The organism is Hydrocarboniphaga sp. (assembly GCF_028291725.1).
GTDB lineage: Bacteria > Pseudomonadota > Gammaproteobacteria > Nevskiales > Nevskiaceae > Hydrocarboniphaga.
This window is the reverse complement of sequence record NZ_JAQGNT010000098.1, coordinates 19,376-38,777: the sequence shown is the minus strand read 5'-3', so window position 1 is coordinate 38,777 and position 19,402 is coordinate 19,376. Positions and strand designations below refer to the sequence as shown.

19 protein-coding genes are annotated in these 19,402 nt (G+C 62.9%); 11 read left to right on the top strand and 8 right to left on the bottom strand.

Annotation, left to right across the window (positions count from 1 at the left end):
- Positions 1–52: 52 nt before the first annotated feature.
- The 5 genes from JWQ90_RS25720 to JWQ90_RS25700 are packed head-to-tail and all read right to left on the bottom strand — an operon-like array spanning position 53 to position 6,298.
- Entirely contained in the window at positions 53–1,441 is a 1,389-nt protein-coding gene (locus tag JWQ90_RS25720) for a sigma-54 dependent transcriptional regulator (RefSeq protein ID WP_299697931.1), read from the bottom strand.
- Positions 1,441–3,219 carry an ATP-binding protein gene (locus JWQ90_RS25715; RefSeq protein WP_299697930.1) on the bottom strand — a complete coding sequence of 593 codons (1,779 nt, stop codon included), beginning with the start codon at positions 3,217–3,219 and terminating at the stop codon, positions 1,441–1,443. Before JWQ90_RS25715 ends, JWQ90_RS25720 begins: the two co-directional genes overlap by 1 nt.
- Before the next feature lie 48 nt (positions 3,220–3,267).
- Positions 3,268–4,125 carry an alpha/beta fold hydrolase gene (locus JWQ90_RS25710; RefSeq protein ID WP_299697929.1) on the bottom strand — a complete coding sequence of 286 codons (858 nt, stop codon included), beginning with the start codon at positions 4,123–4,125 and terminating at the stop codon, positions 3,268–3,270.
- Entirely contained in the window at positions 4,122–5,525 is a 1,404-nt protein-coding gene (locus tag JWQ90_RS25705; RefSeq protein WP_299697928.1) for an aminotransferase class III-fold pyridoxal phosphate-dependent enzyme, read from the bottom strand. Before JWQ90_RS25705 ends, JWQ90_RS25710 begins: the two co-directional genes overlap by 4 nt.
- Positions 5,522–6,298 carry an MtnX-like HAD-IB family phosphatase gene (locus tag JWQ90_RS25700; RefSeq protein ID WP_299697927.1) on the bottom strand — a complete coding sequence of 259 codons (777 nt, stop codon included), beginning with the start codon at positions 6,296–6,298 and terminating at the stop codon, positions 5,522–5,524. The genes JWQ90_RS25705 and JWQ90_RS25700 overlap by 4 nt, the downstream gene beginning before the upstream one ends.
- A gap of 219 nt (positions 6,299–6,517) precedes the next feature.
- On the opposite strand from JWQ90_RS25700, the gene JWQ90_RS25695 reads away from it, so the two are divergent.
- The 6 genes from JWQ90_RS25695 to JWQ90_RS25670 are packed head-to-tail and all read left to right on the top strand — an operon-like array spanning position 6,518 to position 11,592.
- Positions 6,518–7,672 (top strand): ABC transporter permease, encoded by a 1,155-nt coding sequence (locus tag JWQ90_RS25695; protein WP_299697926.1) that lies wholly within the window; start codon positions 6,518–6,520, stop codon positions 7,670–7,672.
- Between the two features lies 1 nt (position 7,673).
- Positions 7,674–8,408: an ABC transporter ATP-binding protein gene (locus JWQ90_RS25690; RefSeq protein WP_366919595.1), complete on the top strand. Its 735-nt coding sequence runs from the start codon at positions 7,674–7,676 to the stop codon at positions 8,406–8,408.
- A complete protein-coding gene (locus JWQ90_RS25685) occupies positions 8,405–9,340 on the top strand; it encodes an HlyD family efflux transporter periplasmic adaptor subunit (RefSeq protein ID WP_299697924.1) in 936 nt (311 codons plus the stop codon). Before JWQ90_RS25690 ends, JWQ90_RS25685 begins: the two co-directional genes overlap by 4 nt.
- Positions 9,340–10,791 (top strand): efflux transporter outer membrane subunit, encoded by a 1,452-nt coding sequence (locus JWQ90_RS25680; RefSeq protein ID WP_299697923.1) that lies wholly within the window; start codon positions 9,340–9,342, stop codon positions 10,789–10,791. The genes JWQ90_RS25685 and JWQ90_RS25680 overlap by 1 nt, the downstream gene beginning before the upstream one ends.
- 29 nt (positions 10,792–10,820) lie before the next feature.
- Positions 10,821–11,195, top strand: a complete 375-nt coding sequence (locus tag JWQ90_RS25675) for an EamA family transporter (protein ID WP_299697922.1) — start codon at positions 10,821–10,823, stop codon at positions 11,193–11,195.
- Between the two features lie 16 nt (positions 11,196–11,211).
- Positions 11,212–11,592, top strand: a complete 381-nt coding sequence (locus JWQ90_RS25670) for a hypothetical protein (protein ID WP_299697921.1) — start codon at positions 11,212–11,214, stop codon at positions 11,590–11,592.
- Here JWQ90_RS25670 and JWQ90_RS25665 read toward each other — a convergent pair.
- Positions 11,573–13,237, bottom strand: coding sequence for a phosphoethanolamine--lipid A transferase (locus JWQ90_RS25665; RefSeq protein WP_299697920.1), 1,665 nt, complete (start codon positions 13,235–13,237; stop codon positions 11,573–11,575). The genes JWQ90_RS25670 and JWQ90_RS25665 overlap by 20 nt on opposite strands.
- Positions 13,234–13,749, bottom strand: a complete 516-nt coding sequence (locus JWQ90_RS25660; protein ID WP_299697919.1) for a phosphatase PAP2 family protein — start codon at positions 13,747–13,749, stop codon at positions 13,234–13,236. The genes JWQ90_RS25665 and JWQ90_RS25660 overlap by 4 nt, the downstream gene beginning before the upstream one ends.
- 399 nt (positions 13,750–14,148) lie before the next feature.
- Here JWQ90_RS25660 and JWQ90_RS25655 point away from each other — a divergent pair, with 399 nt between their 5' ends.
- The gene (locus JWQ90_RS25655; RefSeq protein ID WP_299697918.1) at positions 14,149–14,829 is read left to right on the top strand and encodes a response regulator transcription factor; all 681 of its coding nucleotides are present in this window, start codon (positions 14,149–14,151) and stop codon (positions 14,827–14,829) included.
- A 2-nt stretch (positions 14,830–14,831) separates the two neighbouring features.
- Positions 14,832–16,106 (top strand): HAMP domain-containing sensor histidine kinase, encoded by a 1,275-nt coding sequence (locus JWQ90_RS25650; protein ID WP_299697917.1) that lies wholly within the window; start codon positions 14,832–14,834, stop codon positions 16,104–16,106.
- Between the two features lie 6 nt (positions 16,107–16,112).
- Here the strand turns inward: JWQ90_RS25650 and JWQ90_RS25645 are convergent, their stop codons facing one another.
- Complete coding sequence (locus tag JWQ90_RS25645) at positions 16,113–17,192, bottom strand: glycosyltransferase family 9 protein (protein WP_299697916.1); 1,080 nt, start codon at positions 17,190–17,192, stop codon at positions 16,113–16,115.
- A 382-nt stretch (positions 17,193–17,574) separates the two neighbouring features.
- Between JWQ90_RS25645 and JWQ90_RS25640 the strand changes: the two genes are divergently transcribed.
- The 3 genes from JWQ90_RS25640 to JWQ90_RS25630 all read left to right on the top strand — a co-directional run bounded on the left by JWQ90_RS25640 (position 17,575) and on the right by JWQ90_RS25630 (position 19,375).
- Positions 17,575–18,288, top strand: coding sequence for a VacJ family lipoprotein (locus JWQ90_RS25640; RefSeq protein WP_299697915.1), 714 nt, complete (start codon positions 17,575–17,577; stop codon positions 18,286–18,288).
- A 260-nt stretch (positions 18,289–18,548) separates the two neighbouring features.
- Positions 18,549–18,776 (top strand): hypothetical protein, encoded by a 228-nt coding sequence (locus tag JWQ90_RS25635; protein ID WP_299697914.1) that lies wholly within the window; start codon positions 18,549–18,551, stop codon positions 18,774–18,776.
- A gap of 149 nt (positions 18,777–18,925) precedes the next feature.
- A complete protein-coding gene (locus tag JWQ90_RS25630) occupies positions 18,926–19,375 on the top strand; it encodes a helix-turn-helix transcriptional regulator (protein ID WP_299697913.1) in 450 nt (149 codons plus the stop codon).
- The last annotated feature ends 27 nt before the right edge of the window (positions 19,376–19,402 follow it).

The following is a 19,402-nucleotide window of genomic DNA, read 5'->3' as shown; positions in this document are numbered from 1 at the left end:
GCAGGCGCGAAAAGACCAAGCGAATTTGTCATGGTTTTGGTGAAACGGACTACTAGGGCGCCGTGCGTTTGACGATGTTGATGCCGAGTTTCTTGACGCGATGCCACAGGCTGCGTTCGGTGATGCCGAGTATCTCGGCCGCCTGAACCTGTACACCATGAGTTCTCTGCAGCGCGTCGAGAACGAAGCGCCTTTCGATGCGCTCCAGCTCGGCGTCCAGGTCCCCCGGTATCGAGTTCGATTCGCGAGCGTTCTTCATCGCCGGAAAATGCAAGTCATGGGAAAGATCGCCGACTTCGACGCGGCCGTTCTTGGCGACGATGACGGCGCGCTCGACACAGTTCTGCAGCTCGCGAATATTGCCCGGCCATTCGTAGGCTTCCATCAGCTTCAGCGCCGCCGGCGTAAAATCGGGCATCGGCCGGTCCGAAGTCTTTGCCATCTCCTGCAGAAAATGCCGGACCAGCAGCGCGACATCGTCGCGCCGCTCGCGCAGCGGCGGAAGCTCGATCGGGAATACGTTCAAGCGGTAATACAGGTCGTTGCGGAAGCTGCCATTGCGCACCGATTCGCGCAGGTTCTTGTTGGTGGCGGCGACGATGCGCACGTCGACCAGCCTGCTGTGTGTCCCGCCGACCGCCTCGACCGTGCGGTCCTGCAACACGCGCAGAATCTTGGCCTGGATCGCGATCGGCATATCGCCGATCTCGTCGAGAAAGATGGTGCCGCCATCGGCCTGCACGAAGCGACCGGGCCTGGCGCTGACGGCGCCGGTGAACGCGCCCTTGACATGCCCGAACAGCTCGCTCTCGAGCAGGCCCTCGGGAATCGCCGCGCAGTTGATCGCGACGAACGGGCCGGCGCGCCTGGCACTGTTGAAATGGATCGCGCGTGCGGCGACTTCCTTGCCGGTGCCGCTTTCACCGGTCAGCAGCACGTTCGCGCGGCTTTCGCAGACCTCGCCGATGGCTTCGATCACGCGCCGGAACGGCGGGCTGGAGCCGATCAGGCTGTCGAAGCGATAGCGGCCTTCCAGCTCTTTGCGTAGCCGCAGGTTGTCGCGCAGGGCTTCGTACAGCCGCAGCGCGTTGGCGATGGTCGCCGACAGCTCGTCGATCTCGAACGGCTTGCTGACGTAATCGAAGGCACCGTCCTTGATCATCTGCACCGCGTCCTTGACCGTGCTGTACGCGGTCATGACGACGATCGGCATGCCCGGCCAGTTGCGCCGTACCTGATGCATCAGCTCGCGGCCGTCCATCTGCGGCATGCGCAGGTCGGTCAGTACCAGATCAATGTCTTCGGTCTCGATCAGCCTGATCGCGGCCTCTCCGGATTCCGCAATCACCGTGCGATAGCCGAGATCCTCCAGCGCCGATGCGATCACCTCGCGCAAGCGCGGCTCGTCGTCCACCACCAGGATCGTATGCGCTGCGGCCATCAGGGCTGCTTCGCCAATGGAATCGTGAACTCGAAGACCGCGCCGCCGCGGTCGACGTTCCAGCATTCGACACGGCCCTGGTGCGCCTCGAGCACGCTGCGAACCTTGGCCAGCCCAAGACCGCTGCCGTGGGTCTTGGTGGTGTAGAAGGGATCGAAGATGCGGTCGATGACATCCTCGGGGATTCCGCTGCCGTTGTCGGCAAAGCGGATCGTCAGCTCCTGGCCGACGATGCTCGACACGATCAGCAGGCGGCCGCCGTGCGGCATCGCGTCGGCCGCGTTCAGCACCACGTTGAGCACTGCCTGATACAGCGCGTCGGCGTCGCCGTCGACGAGCGCGGCCGAGGTTTCGTCGACGACGTCGAGCACCACGTTGCGGCGCGACAGTTCGGGCGCGTGCACGTGCGCGACCTGGGCGACGATCTCCGACGGTCGGATCGGCGCGCGCCGCATCGGCTCGGGCTTGGCGAAAGTCAGAAAATCGCCGATCAGGCGATCGATGCGCCTGACTTCGCCGACGACGTTGTCGATCAGCTTCTGGTCGCGTTCGGCGAGTGCGTAGCGGTTGCGGATCAGCTCGGCCGATGTGGAAATGGTGCCGAGCGGATTGCGCACTTCGTGCGCGATGCCGGCCGCCGCCAGGCCCAGGGCCGACAGGCGATCCTGCCGGCGCAGCTGGATCTCCAGCTCGTTGAGCTGTTCCAGACGCTGCGCCATGCCGTTGAACACGCTGGCCAGCTCCGCGACTTCGTCATTGCCCTCGACCTGCACGCGGCTGCCGTAGTTGCCGGCGGTGACCGCGCTGACGCTGGCCGTCAGCGAGCGCAGCGGACGCGTCAGCCGCTTGGAAATCACATAGCCCACCAGCATCGACAACAGCATGCCGGTGATGAAGATGATCAGGAATACGCTGGTGCGCGTGATCCAGCGAGTCGATGAAAGACTGCTTCTCAAACCGCACAGCACTACGCCTTCGATACTGCCAACGTCGTTGCGCAGCGGCAGGTACAGACCGGTAAACGCATCGTTGTCGACGTGCCGATCGAAGTATTCGCCGTCAGGGCCAGTCACCGCCGCAACGACTTTCGGACCCAGCTGCGGGTCGCTGTGCGCCTGGCTCGCCGAACGGAAGATTTCCTTGAAGCCGCTGCCGGATTGGCCGTAAAGACGAAAATCGAACGAGGTGATCTCGCTCAGATGGCCGAAGAAATTCTCGTCCAGCCAGGAGCCGAGCATCACCTGGTACTGCCGTCCTTCGTGGTCGAAGCTGGCGCTCGCCGCGACCATCAACTGGGTACCCGTTTGATTGGTGATTTCGGTAAAACCAATGCCGTGGCCCAGGCGCAGATGACGCCAGCTGAGGATCGGCGACGAGCTGAACACGATGCGCCCGGCATCGTCGGTAATGGTCAGCAGATCGTAGCCTTCGCCGGCGATCATCTGTTCCAGCAGCAAGGGCAGCCGCTTGTTGTCGATCAGATTGCCCAGCATATCGGGCTGCCGCGCCAGCACCTGGACGACATCGTTGGCCTCGCGCTCCGAATCGGCGACCGCCGCCAGAAAGTAGTTGGCGGTTTGCCGCAACCAGACGCGCAGATTGCTCTCGAACGCGCGGGTTACCACCTGGCTGGCCAGCTCGGCAGCGAAGAACATCGGCAGCAGGCCAACCAGGAAATACGCCAGCAGCAGCCGCGCCTGCAGCGAACCCTGGCGCCGCAGCCGCGGCGCCGCAATGCCGGCTTGATGAGGCGATGCGAGGTCTGCAGTCGGAACCATGATCGGGAATTTTCGGATTCGCAGGTTCGATAGCCGGCCGGGCGCCGGTCAGGCCGTCGCCATTGTAGGCCCTGCCGCCGCGCACGGGCCGAGCACCGCCTGCGCCTGCAGAAAGCCGATGCTGTCGGCGAGCACGACATCGCGTTGCCGATCGACCGTGATCATGTGGTAACAGTCGTTCAACAGCCGCAGCTCGACCGCGCCGCCGATCCGCTTCTGGATATAGCGCGCGTTCTTGACGCTGCAGACGTCGTCCTCGAGCGAGTGCATCACCAGGGCCGGCGTGCGGATCGACGGCAGGCGGCATTTGACTTCGTCGACCAGGCCCCACATCTGGCGCACGCTGAACGCCGGCATGCCGGCGAGGCCGGCGTCGGCGCTGTTGCCGGCCAGCATGTTCTGCACCACGCGCTTGCGCAGACGCTCGTCCTTGATGCCGTAGGGATGGCGCTCCATGAAGCGGTAGTTGCGGCCGATCGGCGTATTGATCAGCGGCTTCCACAGGATCGAATACCAGGGGATGCTCCAGCCGTCGTACCAGATCGTCGGCCCGTACAGCAGCAGGCCGCTGACCTTGTCCGGGTGCTGCGACGCCGCGTACAGCGACATCACGGCGCCCATCGACAGGCCGCCGATGAATACCTTGTCGACCCTCGTCAGCAGCGCGTTCAGCGCAAGCTCGACTCCGCGATACCAGTCCTTCCAGCCGGTCGCCGCCAGATCGTCCTCGGTGCCGCAGTGCCCGGGCAGTTGCACGCCGTAGACGGTGTAACCGGATTTATGCAATCCGCGGCCGACATAGCGCATCTCGACCGGCGTTCCGGTCAGACCGTGGATCAGCAGCACGCCGACGTTGCCGCCTTCGTAGAAGAAGCTGTGATCCCTGATCCCTGCAGGCTGGCTCATGCGAGTTCCGACATGCGCAGACTCGCAACCGGCCTGGTCACGCGATATAGCGCCTGCGCCAGCAGTTCCAGACCCAGATCGATCTCGGCGCGTGTGATGTGCAGCGACGGCGCGAAGGTGATGACGTTCTTGTAGTAGCCGCCGATGTCGAGCACCAGCCCGTGCTTGCGGCCGCCGGGCCCGATCAGATCGCCCTTCATGCATTCGTCGACGAGCCGGTCGACCATCGCCTTGTCGGGCGTAAAGCCGTCCTCGGCGCAAATCTCCGCACGCAGCGCGAGGCCCAGGCCGTCGACATCGCCGATGATCCTGAAGCGCTTCTGCAATTGCTTCAGGCCATCGAGAAAGTACGCGCCCTGCTCCATCACCATGGTCTCGTAGTCGTGCTCGGCCATCATCTTCATCGCTTCGAGCCCCACCGCGGTACCCAGCGGGTTGGCGGCGAACGTGGAGTGCGTCGAGCCCGGCGGAAACACGGTCGGGTTGATCAGCGCTTCTTTGGCCCAGATGCCGGCCAGCGGATTCAGGCCGTTGGTCAGCGCCTTGCCGAACACCAGCACGTCGGGCGTCACGCCGAAATGCTCGATCGACCATAGCTTGCCGGTGCGATAGAAGCCCATCTGAATTTCGTCGACCACCAGCAGGATGCCGTGCTGGTCGAGCACTGCTTTAAGCTCCTTGAAGAAATTCATCGGCGGAATCACGTAGCCGCCGGTGCCCTGGATCGGCTCGACATAGAACGCCGCGTATTCGGCCTGGCCGGTTTTCGGGTCCCAGACGCCGTTGTATTCGGTCTCGAACAGGCGCGCGAACTGGCGCACGCAGTGGCTGCCGTATTCCTCCTTGCTCATGCCCTTGGGCCCGCGGAAGTGATACGGAAACGGGATGAACTGTGCGCGCTCGCCGAAGTGGCCATAACGACGGCGATAGCGATACGAGGACGTGATCGCCGATGCCCCGAGCGTGCGGCCGTGATAGCCGCCCTCGAACGCGAACATCAGGCTCTTGCCATTGCTGGCATTGCGCACCAGCTTCAGCGAGTCTTCGACCGACTGCGAGCCGCCGACATTGAAGTGCACCCGGCCCTTGCTGTTCCAGGCCTTTTCGGAATGCTGGGCGATCCGCGTCGCCAACTCGATCTTCTCGCGATGCAGATACTGCGATGCGAGCTGCGGCAGGGTATCGATCTGCTGCTTCAGCGCATGGTTCAGACGCTGATTGGCGTAACCGAAGTTGACCGCCGAATACCACATCTGCAAATCAAGGAACGGGGTTCCCTCGGCGTCGTACAGATAGGAGCCATCGCAGCGCTCGAAGATTTTCGGCGGATTCAGATAATGCACCGTATCGCCAAAAGAACAGTACTTCGCTTCGTCGCTAAGCAGGGATGCTTCGTTCATCGATCAAGACTCCAGGATAAGGGCTGGCGGTGTACGTGGTGGTGCGGATGATCGAGCAGCTCGCTCAACAGAAACGGCATGTCGGAAAATCCGCTGAAATCGCGATGGGGGATGCCCATGCTTTCGCAATATTCGCTGAGCTTGTTTTTCGAGAAGACGAAATCAGCGTTGTGGGCCAGGCAGAAATCCGAGCGGCCATCGCCGATCAGCAGCACCCGCCGGTCACGCGACTCCTGCTCCGCGTTGGCGCATTTGCAAGTGCCACTCGCGGCCGTGCAATCGACCCGGCTGTTCGGGAACTGCAACTCGTAGGTATTGCGGCCGGTGGTGATCAGCTGGTTGGCGGTCACCGATAGCTGGCTGAGGTTGTGCCGCCGCAGAATGCTGCGGATGACACAGTCGAGCCCGTCGCTGACCACACGCACCGGCAGGCGCCGCGAGCGGCATTCCTGGATGAACTGACGAAATCCGGCGTCGATGTCGATGGTATCGAGAAAGGCTTCGAGCTCGGGCCGCGTCACGCGCAGCAGCTTCACCTGGCGGGCCATGCATTCGCGGGCACTGATCAGGCTCGCCTTCCACTCGGACTCGATTGCTTCCCATTCCGGAAGCGCAAAACGCTCCAGCAGCGCGTCGGTGACGTCGACGTCGGAGATGGTTCCGTCGAAGTCACAGATCACGATCCACGGCCCCGCGATGGACGGCGCGCTCAAATGGCCGGTGGTGACGCGGCTTGGGTCGCGGCTTGGATCAGGGCTTGAAGAATCCGGCATCAATTTCGCTCCTAGGCTTGCCTGGATGACGAAATGGCAAAGACGGTGCCAAGCATCTGTCCCATGAAAAAACAACAGCTTACAGAGCTTTTAGGGCGCGCCGAATGGAAAACCGGGCGACCGCGAGCCGCGCTTTTCGTAGCGAGCTACAAATTGCGTAGCTCGGCCCTCGCCGCTAGCAGTCAGCACCAGCCGAACGCCCGTCGCTGATTGATTCCAATGTCGCTCGCATGCTCGATTCTGCTTCACGACTGGCGCCGCTTCGTGCCGGCGCTGCTGTCGGTGGCTTTTGCCGGCGTGCTGATGCTGGTGCAGCTGGGCCTGCTGCTCGGCATGTTCGGCAGCGTCACCGTGCTGGTCGATACCGCATCGGCGGATCTGTGGATCACCTCGCCCGAGACCCAGAGCTTCGAGCAATCCAGAGACATCCCGGCGCGCCTGGCCGCACTCGCAGGCCTGCATCCGCAGGTGATCCACACCGAGACGATGCAGTTGCACGACGCCGACTGGCGCTCGGGCACCGCCACACGGGTCGCGGTCAGCCTGGTGGGGCTGCGGCCCGAGGGGCGATCGATCGCCTGCCCCGAGGTGCTGCGCGCAGCGCTGTGCGCGCGGCTCTCGGCGCCGATGTCGGTGCTGGTGGATCGCGGCGACCTGGCCAAGCTCGGCATCGAGCCCGGCATCGCGCTCGGCCAACTGGCCGAGGTCAACGGACGGCGGGTGCGCGTGGTGGGCGTGACCAGCGGGCTGCGCAGCATCGGCAGCGCCTATGTGTTTGCGTCCGAGCAGACCGAGCGCGCCTTGGCCGCGCATGCCGCAGACGCCGATACCGATGCCGATGATCCGGTGAGCTTCGTGCTGGTGCAACTACTCGCCGGTGCCGACGCCGGCAGCGTCCGTGATCAGCTGCAGAGCCTGATGCGGCGTCCGGTCTATCGGGTATGGACCGCGGCGGAATTCTCGATGCAGTCGCAGCGCTACTGGCTGCTCGAGTCTGGCGTCGGCGCGGGCTTTTTGTTTTCGTCGATGCTCGGCCTGGTTATCGGCATCGTCATTACCAGCCAGACGCTGCGCGGCGTGATCCTCGGCTCGCTGCGCGAATACGCGACGTTCCGCGCGATCGGCGTGCCGGCGCGCCGGTTGTCGGCCGTGATTCTGGAGCAGTCACTGTGGATCGGCTTGTGCGGCGCGCTGGCGACGCTGGTGTTGTCGGCAGTCGCCAGCCTGCTCGCACGCAGCTTCTATATCCCGCTGACGCTGACCCCCTGGGCGATCGTCAGCGCCGCACTGCTGAGCATCGCGACCGCGGTGATGTCGGGCCTGCTCGCGCTGCGCGAACTATACCGGCTCGAACCCGTGGAACTGCTGCGCTGACATGAGTTCCATCGGCGCCAGATCCACGATGAAACCGAGCATCGAGGCCGTCGGCCTGAGCCGGGTCTACGGACGCGGCGCGGCAGCGCGAACGGTGCTGGACCAGCTGTCGCTGCGACTTTGGCCCGGTGAACTCACACTGCTGATCGGCGCGTCCGGCTCCGGAAAATCGACGCTGCTGGCCGCGCTCGGCGGCCTGCTGCGGCCTCAATCCGGCAGCGTCACGGTGTTGCACACCGGCATCTGGTCGCTGAGCGACGCCGATCTCGAGCGCTTCCGCTTCCGCCATTTCGGCTTCGTATTCCAGGGGTTCAACCTGTTCCCCGCGCTGACGGCGGTCGAACAGGTTGCGCTGCCTTTGAAATTCGCCGGTGTCGCGCCGGCCATCGCCATCGGCCGGGCGCGCGATGCGCTGGATGAAATGGGCTTGTCGGCGCGCTCGAAGCTGCGCCCGGCGCTGATGTCCGGCGGCGAAAAGCAGCGCGTGGCGATCGCGCGCGCGCTGGTCACCGAGCCCGACGTATTGCTCGCCGACGAGCCGACCAGCGCACTGGATAGCGCCAACAGCGAGGTCGTCATCGGCCTGCTCAAAAAGATCGCGCGTGAGCGGCACGCGACGGTGCTGACCGTCACTCACGACCCGCGTCTGAGCGGCCACGCCGACCGCATCGTCGAAATGCGGGACGGCGTGATCATCAGCGACGAGCGCCCGAAATCACACAAGGACATCGCATGAAAGAGCGCGTTCGTACTCAGGTGCTCGTGTCGCGATCCCGATGGCTGTTGATTGCCGGCTGCCTGATCGCGGCCACCGCCGCCGCGGCGCTTGCACTGCTGCACCAGGCGCCGACCAAGGCCGTAGCCGGCGCCGTGCAGAATCCGCTCGTCGCGACCGCACCCGGCTGGGTCGATGTCGAAGGCGGCATTCAGCGGCTCGGCATCCGCACGGAAGGCACTGTGCAATCGCTGATGGTTCACGAAGGCCAGAGCGTCGCAGCCGGCGATCTGCTGTTAAAACTCGACGATGGGCCGACGATGCTGGAGCTGCGCGCCGCCGCGATCGACATTCAGCGGCGGCACGCCGAACAGATCGCCCTGGCCGCGCAGCTGACGCGCCTGCGTGCGGAAATCACGCGGCTGACGCCGCTGGTGGCAGCCCAGGCCGAATCCGCCGACGAACTGCGTGGCGCCAGCGCGCGTCTGGCGGATCTGCAATCGCAGATCACGCTCGCAGATCTCGCGGAACATGCGGCGCAACTCCAGACACTGCAGTTGCAGCAGCGCCTGAAGCGCGGCGAGCTGCGCGCGCCCGCCGCGGGCGAGATCCTGCGCGTCTCGACCCATGTCGGCGATACCGTGGCGCCGGGTAGCGCCCTGTTGTCTTTCGTCGGCAACGGGCCGCGCATCGTCCGCGCCGAACTCGACGAGCGCCTGTTCGGCCAGGTCACCAGCGGCATGACCGCGGAAGTCGCCCCCGAATACGACGACATGAAACTCTACGAAGCACGGGTGCTGCGCGTGGCGCACGCGGTCGGGCCGGTACAGACGCTGCCCGAGCTGCGAGCCGCGGCCAAAGACGATCGGGTGGTCGAGTGCGTGCTGTCGGTCGACAACAATGATCTGCTGATCGGACAGCGCGTGCTGGTCCGCTTTCGCGGCAGCCACTGATGCGCCGGCTATCGATCACGGTCGCGGCGCTGACCGTAGCCCTGCTGGCAGCCTGCGCGCTGGAGCCGGACTATCAACGACCGGCCGTTTCGCTGCCCAGCCAGTGGGACACGGCGACCGTCGCGGTCTCGACCCCCACTGCCGAGGCCTGGTGGGCTGGCTTCGCTGACCCGGAGCTACTGCAGCTGCTGCAGAGCGCGATCGCGAACAACCCCGACCTGGCGATCGCGGTCGACCGCGTACTCGAGGCTCGGGACAGCGTCACGGTTGCGCACGCCGCGAAATTTCCTGTGGTCGGATTCAATGGCCTGCCCACCGATCCGGTCAGCACGCAGCTACGCACGACCAATAGCGGGCGTGTCGATGTCGATTCCAACATCTTCGAGCTGTCGTTCAACGCCAGCTACGAACTGGATTTCTGGCAGCGGGTCCACAATCAGGAACTCGCCGCCCACGCGGACTATCGGGCGAGTCTGGCCGATGCCGGCACGGTGCAGATCGGCCTGCTGAGCATGGTTGCCAATACCTACTTCGATCTGCGCATGCTCGATGAAAGACGGCGCATCGAGCAGCAACGGCTCGATATCGCGGATCAGCGGCTGAGGCTATCGCAGCTCCGGCAAAGCGCCGGCCGCACCGGCAATACGCCGGTAGCAGCCGCACGGCTGGCGAGCAGCGACTGCGAGGCCAGGCTCGCGGCGATCGGCCGCGAACGCCAACTCGCGGTATCGACACTGGCTTTGCTGCTTGGCAAGAATCCGGAAGATCTGCAGCTGAGCGAATCAACACTGCGCGGCAGCGTGCAGGCCCAGCCGCCGCCGGAAGGCTTGCCGTCCAGCCTGCTGGAACGGCGTCCCGATCTGCTGGCGGCCGAAGCCCGTCTGCAGTCGGCTCATGCAGAGATCGCGGTGGCGCATGCCGATCTGTTTCCGCAAGTCGCGCTGACGGCAAAGGCCGGCTTCGTCACCGGCGCGGTGCGCAATCTGGCCAAGGCCGGCAGTACCGTTTTTGGAATTGGCCCGGACATCAGCTTGCCGATCTTCGATGCCGGCCGACTGAAGGCCGAGCTGGACGCCAGCCGCTGGCGCGACGATGCCGCCGTGCTCGAGTATCGCAAAGCGGTCCGACAGGCACTCGCCGAAGTCGAGCGCGCGCTACTCGACTACCAGGCTGCAGTGGAAAGCGCGCAGCGCAGCAACGCCGATACGATGATCGAGCAAGCGCAACTGCGGCAGGTTGCGGCGCAGATCGACGCCGGCCGCTCGTCCCGTTTTGATCGTCTCGACGTAGAGGAGCGTCTACTCGACCGTGACGGCCAGGCCCTGTTCGCTTACCGGGAACAACTGGCCGGCCTGGTCGCGCTGTACCAGGCGCTCGGCGGCGGCTGGAATCCAGATCAGGCGATGCCGCACCGCGACTGGGTCGGCACCGCCGACAACGCCGTCCGCTAGCGCAGCCGTCAAGCCCAAGGAACCTCCCTTTGATCCCGAGCACCCTACTGCTGATCGCCGCCACGATTGTTCTCGACGTGTTCGGACAGCTGGGCTTCAAGCTCGGACTCAACGGCATCGGAGACTCGCACGCCGATGCAAGGCGGCCGGCGTTCTGGCTGCGACTGTTTACGCAGCGATGGCTGCTGCTCGGCATCGCCGCCTATGCCTGTGAATTCTTTCTGTGGCTCGCGGTGTTGAGCCGCGTCCAGCTGAGCATCGCGTTCCCACTGGCCAGCCTGAGCTACTGCGGTGTGCTGATCGTCAGCCGCGCGGTGCTGGGAGAGGCGATTTCGCGCCGGCGCTGGGCCGGCTGCGGCCTGATTACGCTCGGCGCCGCGCTCGTATGCACGGGAATCCAGTGATGAACGCGAGCTTGCGATGAACACCGCCGCCGTGTTGGCCCGGCCGCGCAGCGCAATGCCGCTGTGGATCATCCTGATCGCCAGCGAGACGACACTCCAGCTGCTGCTGAAGTCGGCGGGAACAGCACTGGGTGATCCGTCCGCGAGCATCGCCTGGCTCGGCCTGGTACTCCACACGCCAGCCGCGCTCGCCGCGGCGGCCTGCTACATCGGGACTTTCGCCAGCTGGATGCTGATCCTTCGACGCAGCGAGTTGAGCCTTGCATTCCCCGCCACGGCGATAACCTACGTCAGCGTCTTGCTGGGCTCGCACTGGGTGTTTGCCGAGCCGATCGAAATCAGCCGATACCTGGGCGTTGCGATGATCGTCGGCGGAGTCAGCCTGCTGCGCGATTGACGCCGCGGCAGGCCTGAAACAGATCGAGGTCGGCGCGGTAGCGCTCGGTCTCGATATGGAACAAACCGAGAACGGTGTCGAAAAGATTGTCGTGCGACGCCGGCTTGCTCCGCGATGCCATCAGGCATTGCAGATCCACACCCTGGCTTTGCCTGGCGCCCTCGGAAAGCCACGCCAGCATCGGCACGTGGGTCTGCTCGGCCGGTGCGATCGAGTACGGCAGGCCATGCAGGTAGATGCCGTTCTCGCCCAGGCTCTCGCCGTGATCGGAGACATACAGCATCACCGAATCCAGGCTTGCCGCATGCGCCTGCAGGATATCGATCAGGCTTGTCAGCACATGATCGGTGTAGACGATCGTGTTGTCGTAAGCGTTGGTGATCTCCTCCCGGCTGCAGGATTGCACGTCGTCGCGCGCACACTCCGGCACAAAACGCCGGTATTCGGCAGGATATCGCTTGAAGTAGGCCGGCCCGTGGCTGCCTTTCTGATGGAGAACCAGCAACTCGTCCCTGCCCGCGGCGGCCGGCGACAGATCCAGGCCCTTCAGCAGAATCTCGTCCAGACACTCCTCGGAGTTGCACAGCGCGTCATCGTGTTTGCGAAACAGATCATCGGTCGCCACTCGGGCGCACACGCCCTTGCAGCCCGAATTGTTGTCGCGCCAGAGCACGTCGATGCCGGTTCGTTTGACCACGTCCAGCAGGTTCTCCTGTTCCCTGGCCTTGTCGCGGCTGAACGATGCGCGCCCCAGGCCCGAGAACATGCAGGGCACCGAGATTGCCGTCGAGGTTCCGCACGAGCTGACCTGTTCGTAGCTGATCAGGCCAGGAACCTTGGCCAGTTCCGGATTGCTCGGCCGCTCATAGCCGAGCAGGCTGAAATTCCGGGCGCGGGCGGTCTCGCCAATGACGACGACCACCAGCAGCGGCCTGCCTGCTTTCGCACCTCGCTTTGCGTCGGTAGCGAGCTTGATCAGCGGAACATTCTTTTTCACGCTCAGCGTGTCGCGGGCGTTCTGGAAGGCCGAATAGATCGGGTAGCTCGGGTTGATATAAAGCCGCACCTGCTTGTTGGGTCGAGCCCACAAGGACATCTGCTTGTAGTCGGCGGCGATTCCGCCGATCAGCACGACAAGCGCCAGCCCCGCCAGCAGACTCCGCTGCATCAAGCTGCGCTGCCATCGCTGCGCCACGATCGTCACACGCGCTACCCAGATCGCGGGCACCACGCCGAAGCCCAGAATGTGCAGGATAAACGGGATGGAGAACAGGTCGCCGACCTCATGCACATCCGTCTGCAAGGAGTTGACGATCATCGCCTCGTCGATGATCGTGCCGAAAGCATCCATGAAGTAGCTGCAGACCGACGCGATGAGCAGGACCGCGATCAGCACCGGTTTCAGCAGCGGCCCCGCTCCCAGTATCGACAGCAGCACGATCAGGGCCGCGTTCAGAATCACGAACAGACAAGCCAGGAACAGGTACTGCTGAAAATCGAAATGTGCTGGCAGCGTGGTGATCACGGCCAGCCAGAACGAATGGTTCTGCATCGTCGTCAGGTAGATCGCCACGATGACCGTCAGAGTCGTTGCCTTGATCGGCCCCTGGACGAGACCCTTGAGCAAGCTGACAACACGATTCAACGCGGGGCTCCGAATCGCCACTCGATCTGAACCCCGGGGACGAGGCGATGATCGTCAGCCACACCGATGGACTGCGGCTCGAATGAGGCCGAGTCAGAAGCCGTCGATCCGGAGCGCGCCATCAGGGCCGGCGCAAACCGCAGGCTGGAGCCTTTGAAATGAATCTCGTCGAGATCGTGATTGGACAGGATGCCGACCACCGCTCCAGCCACAACGTCGTACCAATAGTGGTTGTAGGACTCGACTCGGGTATATCCAACCCAGGTGGCCGCCAGCAACGCCGGGCCTCCCCAGCCCCAACCATAGTTCTTGCGAATGAATTCGGCCCCCATGAACGACGAGGCGGCGTGACCCGACGGAAACGACTGCCCTCCACCATGATAAGGCCGCTCCTCGTTCACGCCGTACTTGAGCGCGTAGGTCACTACCTCCATCCGCGCAAACGAAATCAGAAAGTCGTACCGCTCGGATTTATCGAGGCGCGGCCCCGGCCAGTTCAGGCCGGGCGGCACTTCGGCAGCGCCCGATTTCGAAGTCCCCGACTCGGGGTCCAGCAGATAAGTCAGGCCGAAAGCGAAGGCAGGGATCCCCCACTGTAGTACGTCCCCACTGCGTGTCCAGGCCGGATGCGGATCGTCCGGCGGAGATGCGAGAGCGTAGGACGGAGCAAGCGATGCCAGGCAGGGAGCAAGCCGGACGAAATAGGGACGGCAAGATCGAAGCAGAACGCGCATGGGTTCCCGAGAGTAGCGGCAGCGGAGCGGCTCGATACAGCGCTCCGCAGGATCTTCGAGTTCGGGGCGTTTTTTATCCGTAATCTATTCGTTAATATTTCATAAGATCGGCCGGCGACGTCGTCCGGCACATGCCGCTCCAGTATCCTGTCGGCCTTGCCTTGTTCGGGTGTGATCGTGCGCGTATTGCTGATTGAGGATCACCAGGACATCGCGGAAAATGTGGGCGAATATCTGGAGCAGCATCGCGAAATCGTCGATTACGCGGCGAACGGTGTGCTCGGGCTTCACCTGGCAGTCGTCAACCCCTACGACGTCATCGTGCTGGATCTGACACTGCCCGGGCTCGACGGCCTTGCAATCAGCGCCCGGCTGCGTTCGTCCGGGCTACGATATACCCCGATTCTGATGCTGACATCCCGAGACACGCTTCGCGACAAGCTGGCCGGCTTCGATGCCGGGGCCGACGACTATCTGACCAAACCGTTTGCGCTCGACGAGCTCTATGCGCGGCTTAAAGTCCTGGCTCGACGCGCGGGTGCGATGACCGACCGCGTCCTCAGCGTAGGTGAGCTTCACTTTGATACCGGCACCCTGCTCGTCCGGCGCCGTGAGCGGCTGATCGATTTGACGCCGTCGGTTCTGAAATTGCTCGAGGCCTTGATGCGGGCTTCGCCGAACGTGGTCAGCCGAGCCGAGGCTCAGCACGCCATCTGGGGTGAAAATCCGCCTAATAGCGACGCCGCTCTGCGTCTGCATATCCATGCACTGCGGATCGCGATCGATCAGGGTGAGGCGGTAAAGATGCTGCATACGGTTCACGGCATCGGATACCGGATCGTTGAACCGGATCATTGAACATGCTCAGCACCAGATTCAGTCTCAGAACCCGCTTCGTAGGCGCCATTCTGCTGGTCGTCATCCTGCTTTCGGCGGGCTTCTACCTTGCGGTGTCGCAGTTCATCGAATATCTGGAATACGAGCTGCTGGCGACTCGCGTTCAGCAGGAGCTGCAAGAGCTGGTGAAGGATTACGAAACCGATACCGAGCATGAGCCGCATGAATCCGAAGACATATGGCGATACATTGCCAGCACCGACGCTGATATTCCGGCCCCCTTGAAGCAGGTTCCCCCCGGCATCCATGACGATGTCATGATCGATGGCCGGGAGTTCTACGTCGGCCGGCAGGACGTCAAAGGAAGCCATCTGTTCGTCGGCATCGATATGGAGCCGCTAGAACGGCTCGAAGAGCGACTGTTGGCACTGACCGTTGTGTGCACCGTCCTCGGCCTGGTGCTCAGCTGGTTATTGGCTCGCCTTTTGGCGCGACTGGTGACCCGCCCGGTCGATCAGCTGGCGGCCCTGGTCTCGCACGCGGATCCGAAGTGGCATGGCCCCGAACTGGCGGCTCTGTTCAAGAATCGCGAGATCGGGGTGATCGCCGCCGCATTTGACCGATACGCTCTTCGGGTGAAGGAACTGATACGCCGCGAGCAAGCTTTTACTGAAGATGCCAGCCATGAACTGCGCACGCCGATAACCGCCATATCAGGCGCGGCACAGTTGCTGTCGGCCGACCAGAATATCGGACCGATCGCGCAACGTCGGGTCCAGAGAATTCTTCGCGCCTCGGTGCAGATGGCGCGCCTGACCGAAGTCCTACTGTTTCTGGCCCGCGACGATCATGCAACGGACCAGGAGGAATGCGATCTGCATCAGCTGTTGGCTGAGGTCTGCCAGATCAATCGTGATCTGCTTGGCGACCGCCCTTTGACGATCGGGCTGATCATCGAAGCGCCGCAGAGGGTCCGCGGCCAAGCGGGCATGATTGCATCCCTGGTCGGGAACCTGATAGCGAACGCGGTTGCTCATACCGAGCGCGGGCGGATCGAGCTCACACTGCGTCCCAGCCGCCTGATCATCGAGGACAGCGGCACTGGAATTGCCGAGGAAGATCTGGCGCGCATCTTCGAGCACGGATATCGCGGTTCAAATAGTCGCGGATTCGGCCTGGGGCTTTCGCTGGTCGCCCGGATTGCGGACCGGCTCGGTTGGCATATCGAGGTGACCAGCGCACTCGGAGCGGGCGCCCGCTTCGAGCTGACTTTCCCGGTACCGCCGCCGCGGGGATGATGGCGCTTAAGCTGAATCGCTCAATGCGGCATGGGCTCTCGTCAGGATCGTATCGTTGTCCACTCCGTACAAATAGTCGGCTTCATCCTCGATCGAATGGACGAGCGCATGCCGGGCGCCTTGCGGTGCCCACTGCACGAGCCCCTCGCGTTTCCTAAACCAGCTGACGGTGGGAGTATCTGCCAGCCAGGCCAGGTGAATCGTCCCCGTGTCGCCACCGATATGAAGCGCGGCGGACTGGATCAGCGAATACAGCTGCGGGATATCCAAGGTCCCCGCGAACACCTGCCAGGGGCTCGACGGCAGATCGGCCAAGAGCCGAGTCATCGCCGCCAGCTCACGTTGCTTCGCCGAGCACGAGAGTACCAGCCGATGACCTGGGAAGCTGCGCATCAAGCCCTCAACGAGCTGCGCCATCTGCGAAGGCGGCAGTTCCTTTCGCGATAGCTTGGTATAGGGGCTGACGTGGATGTACGGCACAGCCTCGGACCAGGCGACGGAGACCGGAATTGTTTTCTGTGGTTCGGCAAGCTGAAAAGTGGCGGCAGGAGTTGTAAACCCCGCCTGCCGGACACAACTGAGCCGTTGCTGGTACATCGGTTCCGTTCTGAACGGAACGTGCATGATGTCGGTACCAAACCACCGCCAGGCGCTTCTTGGCCTGCTCGAACCCGGCCGTCGAATCAGCTTTCGCGTCGCACCGCTGATCCCCGCGATAAGGCTGGAGCAATCGGCTCCGATCAAATCGACTGCAACGTCGTATCGCTGCGCGCGAATCTCGCGTGCGATTTGCAGATGATGAAAGTAGCCCACGGAGGAAAAGCGGCGATACGGAATGACGCGATCGATCCACGGTGCCATTCCGAGCAGGCTGGCGTTGCCTTCCTGCACCAGGCAATGCAGCTCAGCCTTGGGGTATCCCTGGCGCAGCGCCCACAGGGCCGGCAAGGAGTGAACGATATCGCCGAGCCCGGCAATTTCGATGGCCAATATTTTTCTCGCGTTCGAGGTGTCGGCAGCGAAGCCGGCCGAAACGCGGCGATAGTCGAAATCAGCAGAATGGAACGCAATCGGGAAGTTGATCATGGGCACATGCTTCGCATCTGCGGTGCCATCGCCAGGGGCTTTTTCGAAAAGCCATTAATCAAATGGTTTCAGTGGCTTGGCTTCCCATTTTTCCGGTTTGAAACGCGGTCGCATCCCCGCAGCACGAGGCTCCCGACATTTTTTGTAGTGACTACAAAATCACTGTCGGGACCCTTCCGCCCATGCGGAAAAAACGCTTACGAAACTCTGACGCAGACTTGACGTTCTCACGACAATTTCGCCAGTAGGGTCGCAACACGAATATCTGCAGTGGCAGGGCCTACTGCAAGCTGCTATCGCAGATCAGGATGCGGCCAGCAGATTCCACAGCCTGTCCGATATGTGACTACGAAACGCAGCCGAGGTCGCAATGCTCCGATGCTTGCCAGCCGCTCTTTCCGCTGCAGGATTGCTTCTGGCAATCAGCGGATGCGCTCATTCACCGAGCTATGACCCCGAGGATCCTCTCGAGAAAGTCAATCGCCGGATTTTCGCCGTCAACCTGAAAGCCGATCAATATTTGCTGAGGCCGGTTGCGACAAGCTACGTCCGCGTTCTACCCGACTCGGCCCGGCTGGCGGTCAGAAATTTTTTTGAGAACTTCCTGTATCCCACCACGATTGCAAACGACTTTCTGCAAGGCAAGCTGGAACAAGGCGGCGAAGACTCGCTGCGTTTCGCGCTGAACTCGACCATCGGCCTGGCCGGATTTCTGGACGTTGCGACCGGGCAGGGTTTCGAGCGCCACGACGAAGATCTGGGTCAAACCTTCGGGAAATGGGGATTTGGTCAGGGCTGGTACCTGATGCTGCCGCTGTTGGGTCCGACCACGAATCGGGATCTGGTCGGCCGGATCGGCGACAGTTGGACTGAAACCCTGCAGTACGTCTCGCCGGTCACCACGCTGGACCGACTCGGCTTCTATTCGGCCCAGCAAATCGATCACCGGGGCCGATTACTGAAGACCGACCACGTGATGCATGAGCAGCTCGATCCGTATGTATTTGTGCGAACCGCCTATCTCGACTACCGACAGAATCTCGTCTTCGACGGAAATCCTCCCGACGACATCTCTACGGTGGACGAGCCGCAATAGGCGTCCTGACCGGCGATTGAGACGCGGGAACAGCCGGCACGACCCGACGCAGTACCACGTCGATGGCGGCGCCTGGGCAAACAGCCCTGGCGTGCTCAAACCCTGCCGGCCTCTGTAGTCGCCGAGGCAACCGAGCCTCGGCGGTGTTCGCCAGTGGCGCGAGCCGGTATCGCAGATAACCGAAAAAAACGTGGGGGGCTGGCATCGAGAGCCGCGACTTGATATCACTAGGGGCGCAAGCCCACACATTGGAGAACCTCATGCAGGAAACCTGTCCTTTCGAATTCAATTTCGACCCCGCGACTTTCAAGATCGGCGACACGGTGAGCTATCGCGTGCCAAAACTGGCGGGCTTCCCCTTCGTCGCGACGATCACTGCGGTATTCGAAGATCACCTGGAAATCGTCGATGCCAGCGAGCCCGGTAAAACACTGCGCGCCACGCGCGAGAGCCGCCCGGTTGTGGCCGACGAGGCAGCACTGGGGTAATCCGGGCTTGCGCCGCGCTCTTTTGGAAAACCGCGGAATGGGACGAATGGCCTCTGCTGGGACTCGTCCCAGGGCTGCCGTCCCGTCCCCAAGACAGAAAATCTCCAAGCTTGGCATACTAGCGGCTCTACCCCTGCCTCCAACTTCCTATGTCGGACATCGCCGGCCTGTTGAAAACCGAAATTATCCGTCTTTCCAAAAAAGTGATCCGCCAGTATGTGGATCCGATCCAGAAGGCGACCACGCTGCACAAGCGGCAATTGTCGGATTTGAACAAGCAACTCCAGCAGGCGCAACGCGAGATCAAGAAGCTTCAGCGCGTCGGCGCCACCCAGGCCGCATCCGCTCCCGCAGAAGAAAGCACCAAGGTCCGATTCACCGCCAAGGGCTTCGTGACGCTGCGCAATCGGCTGGGTCTGAGCGCCCGCGAGATGGCCCTGTTGCTCGACGTCAGCCTGCAGACGATCTACAACTGGGAAGCTCAGAAGTCCTCGCCCAGGTCCGAGCAGGTGAAAGCCATTGCCAAGCTGCGCGGCATCGGCAAGAAAGAAGCGAAACTGCGGCTCGAGCAACTGGAAACGGCAAGCGTAGAACAGTAGGGGCGGGCTCGCCGCGCGAGCCTGTCC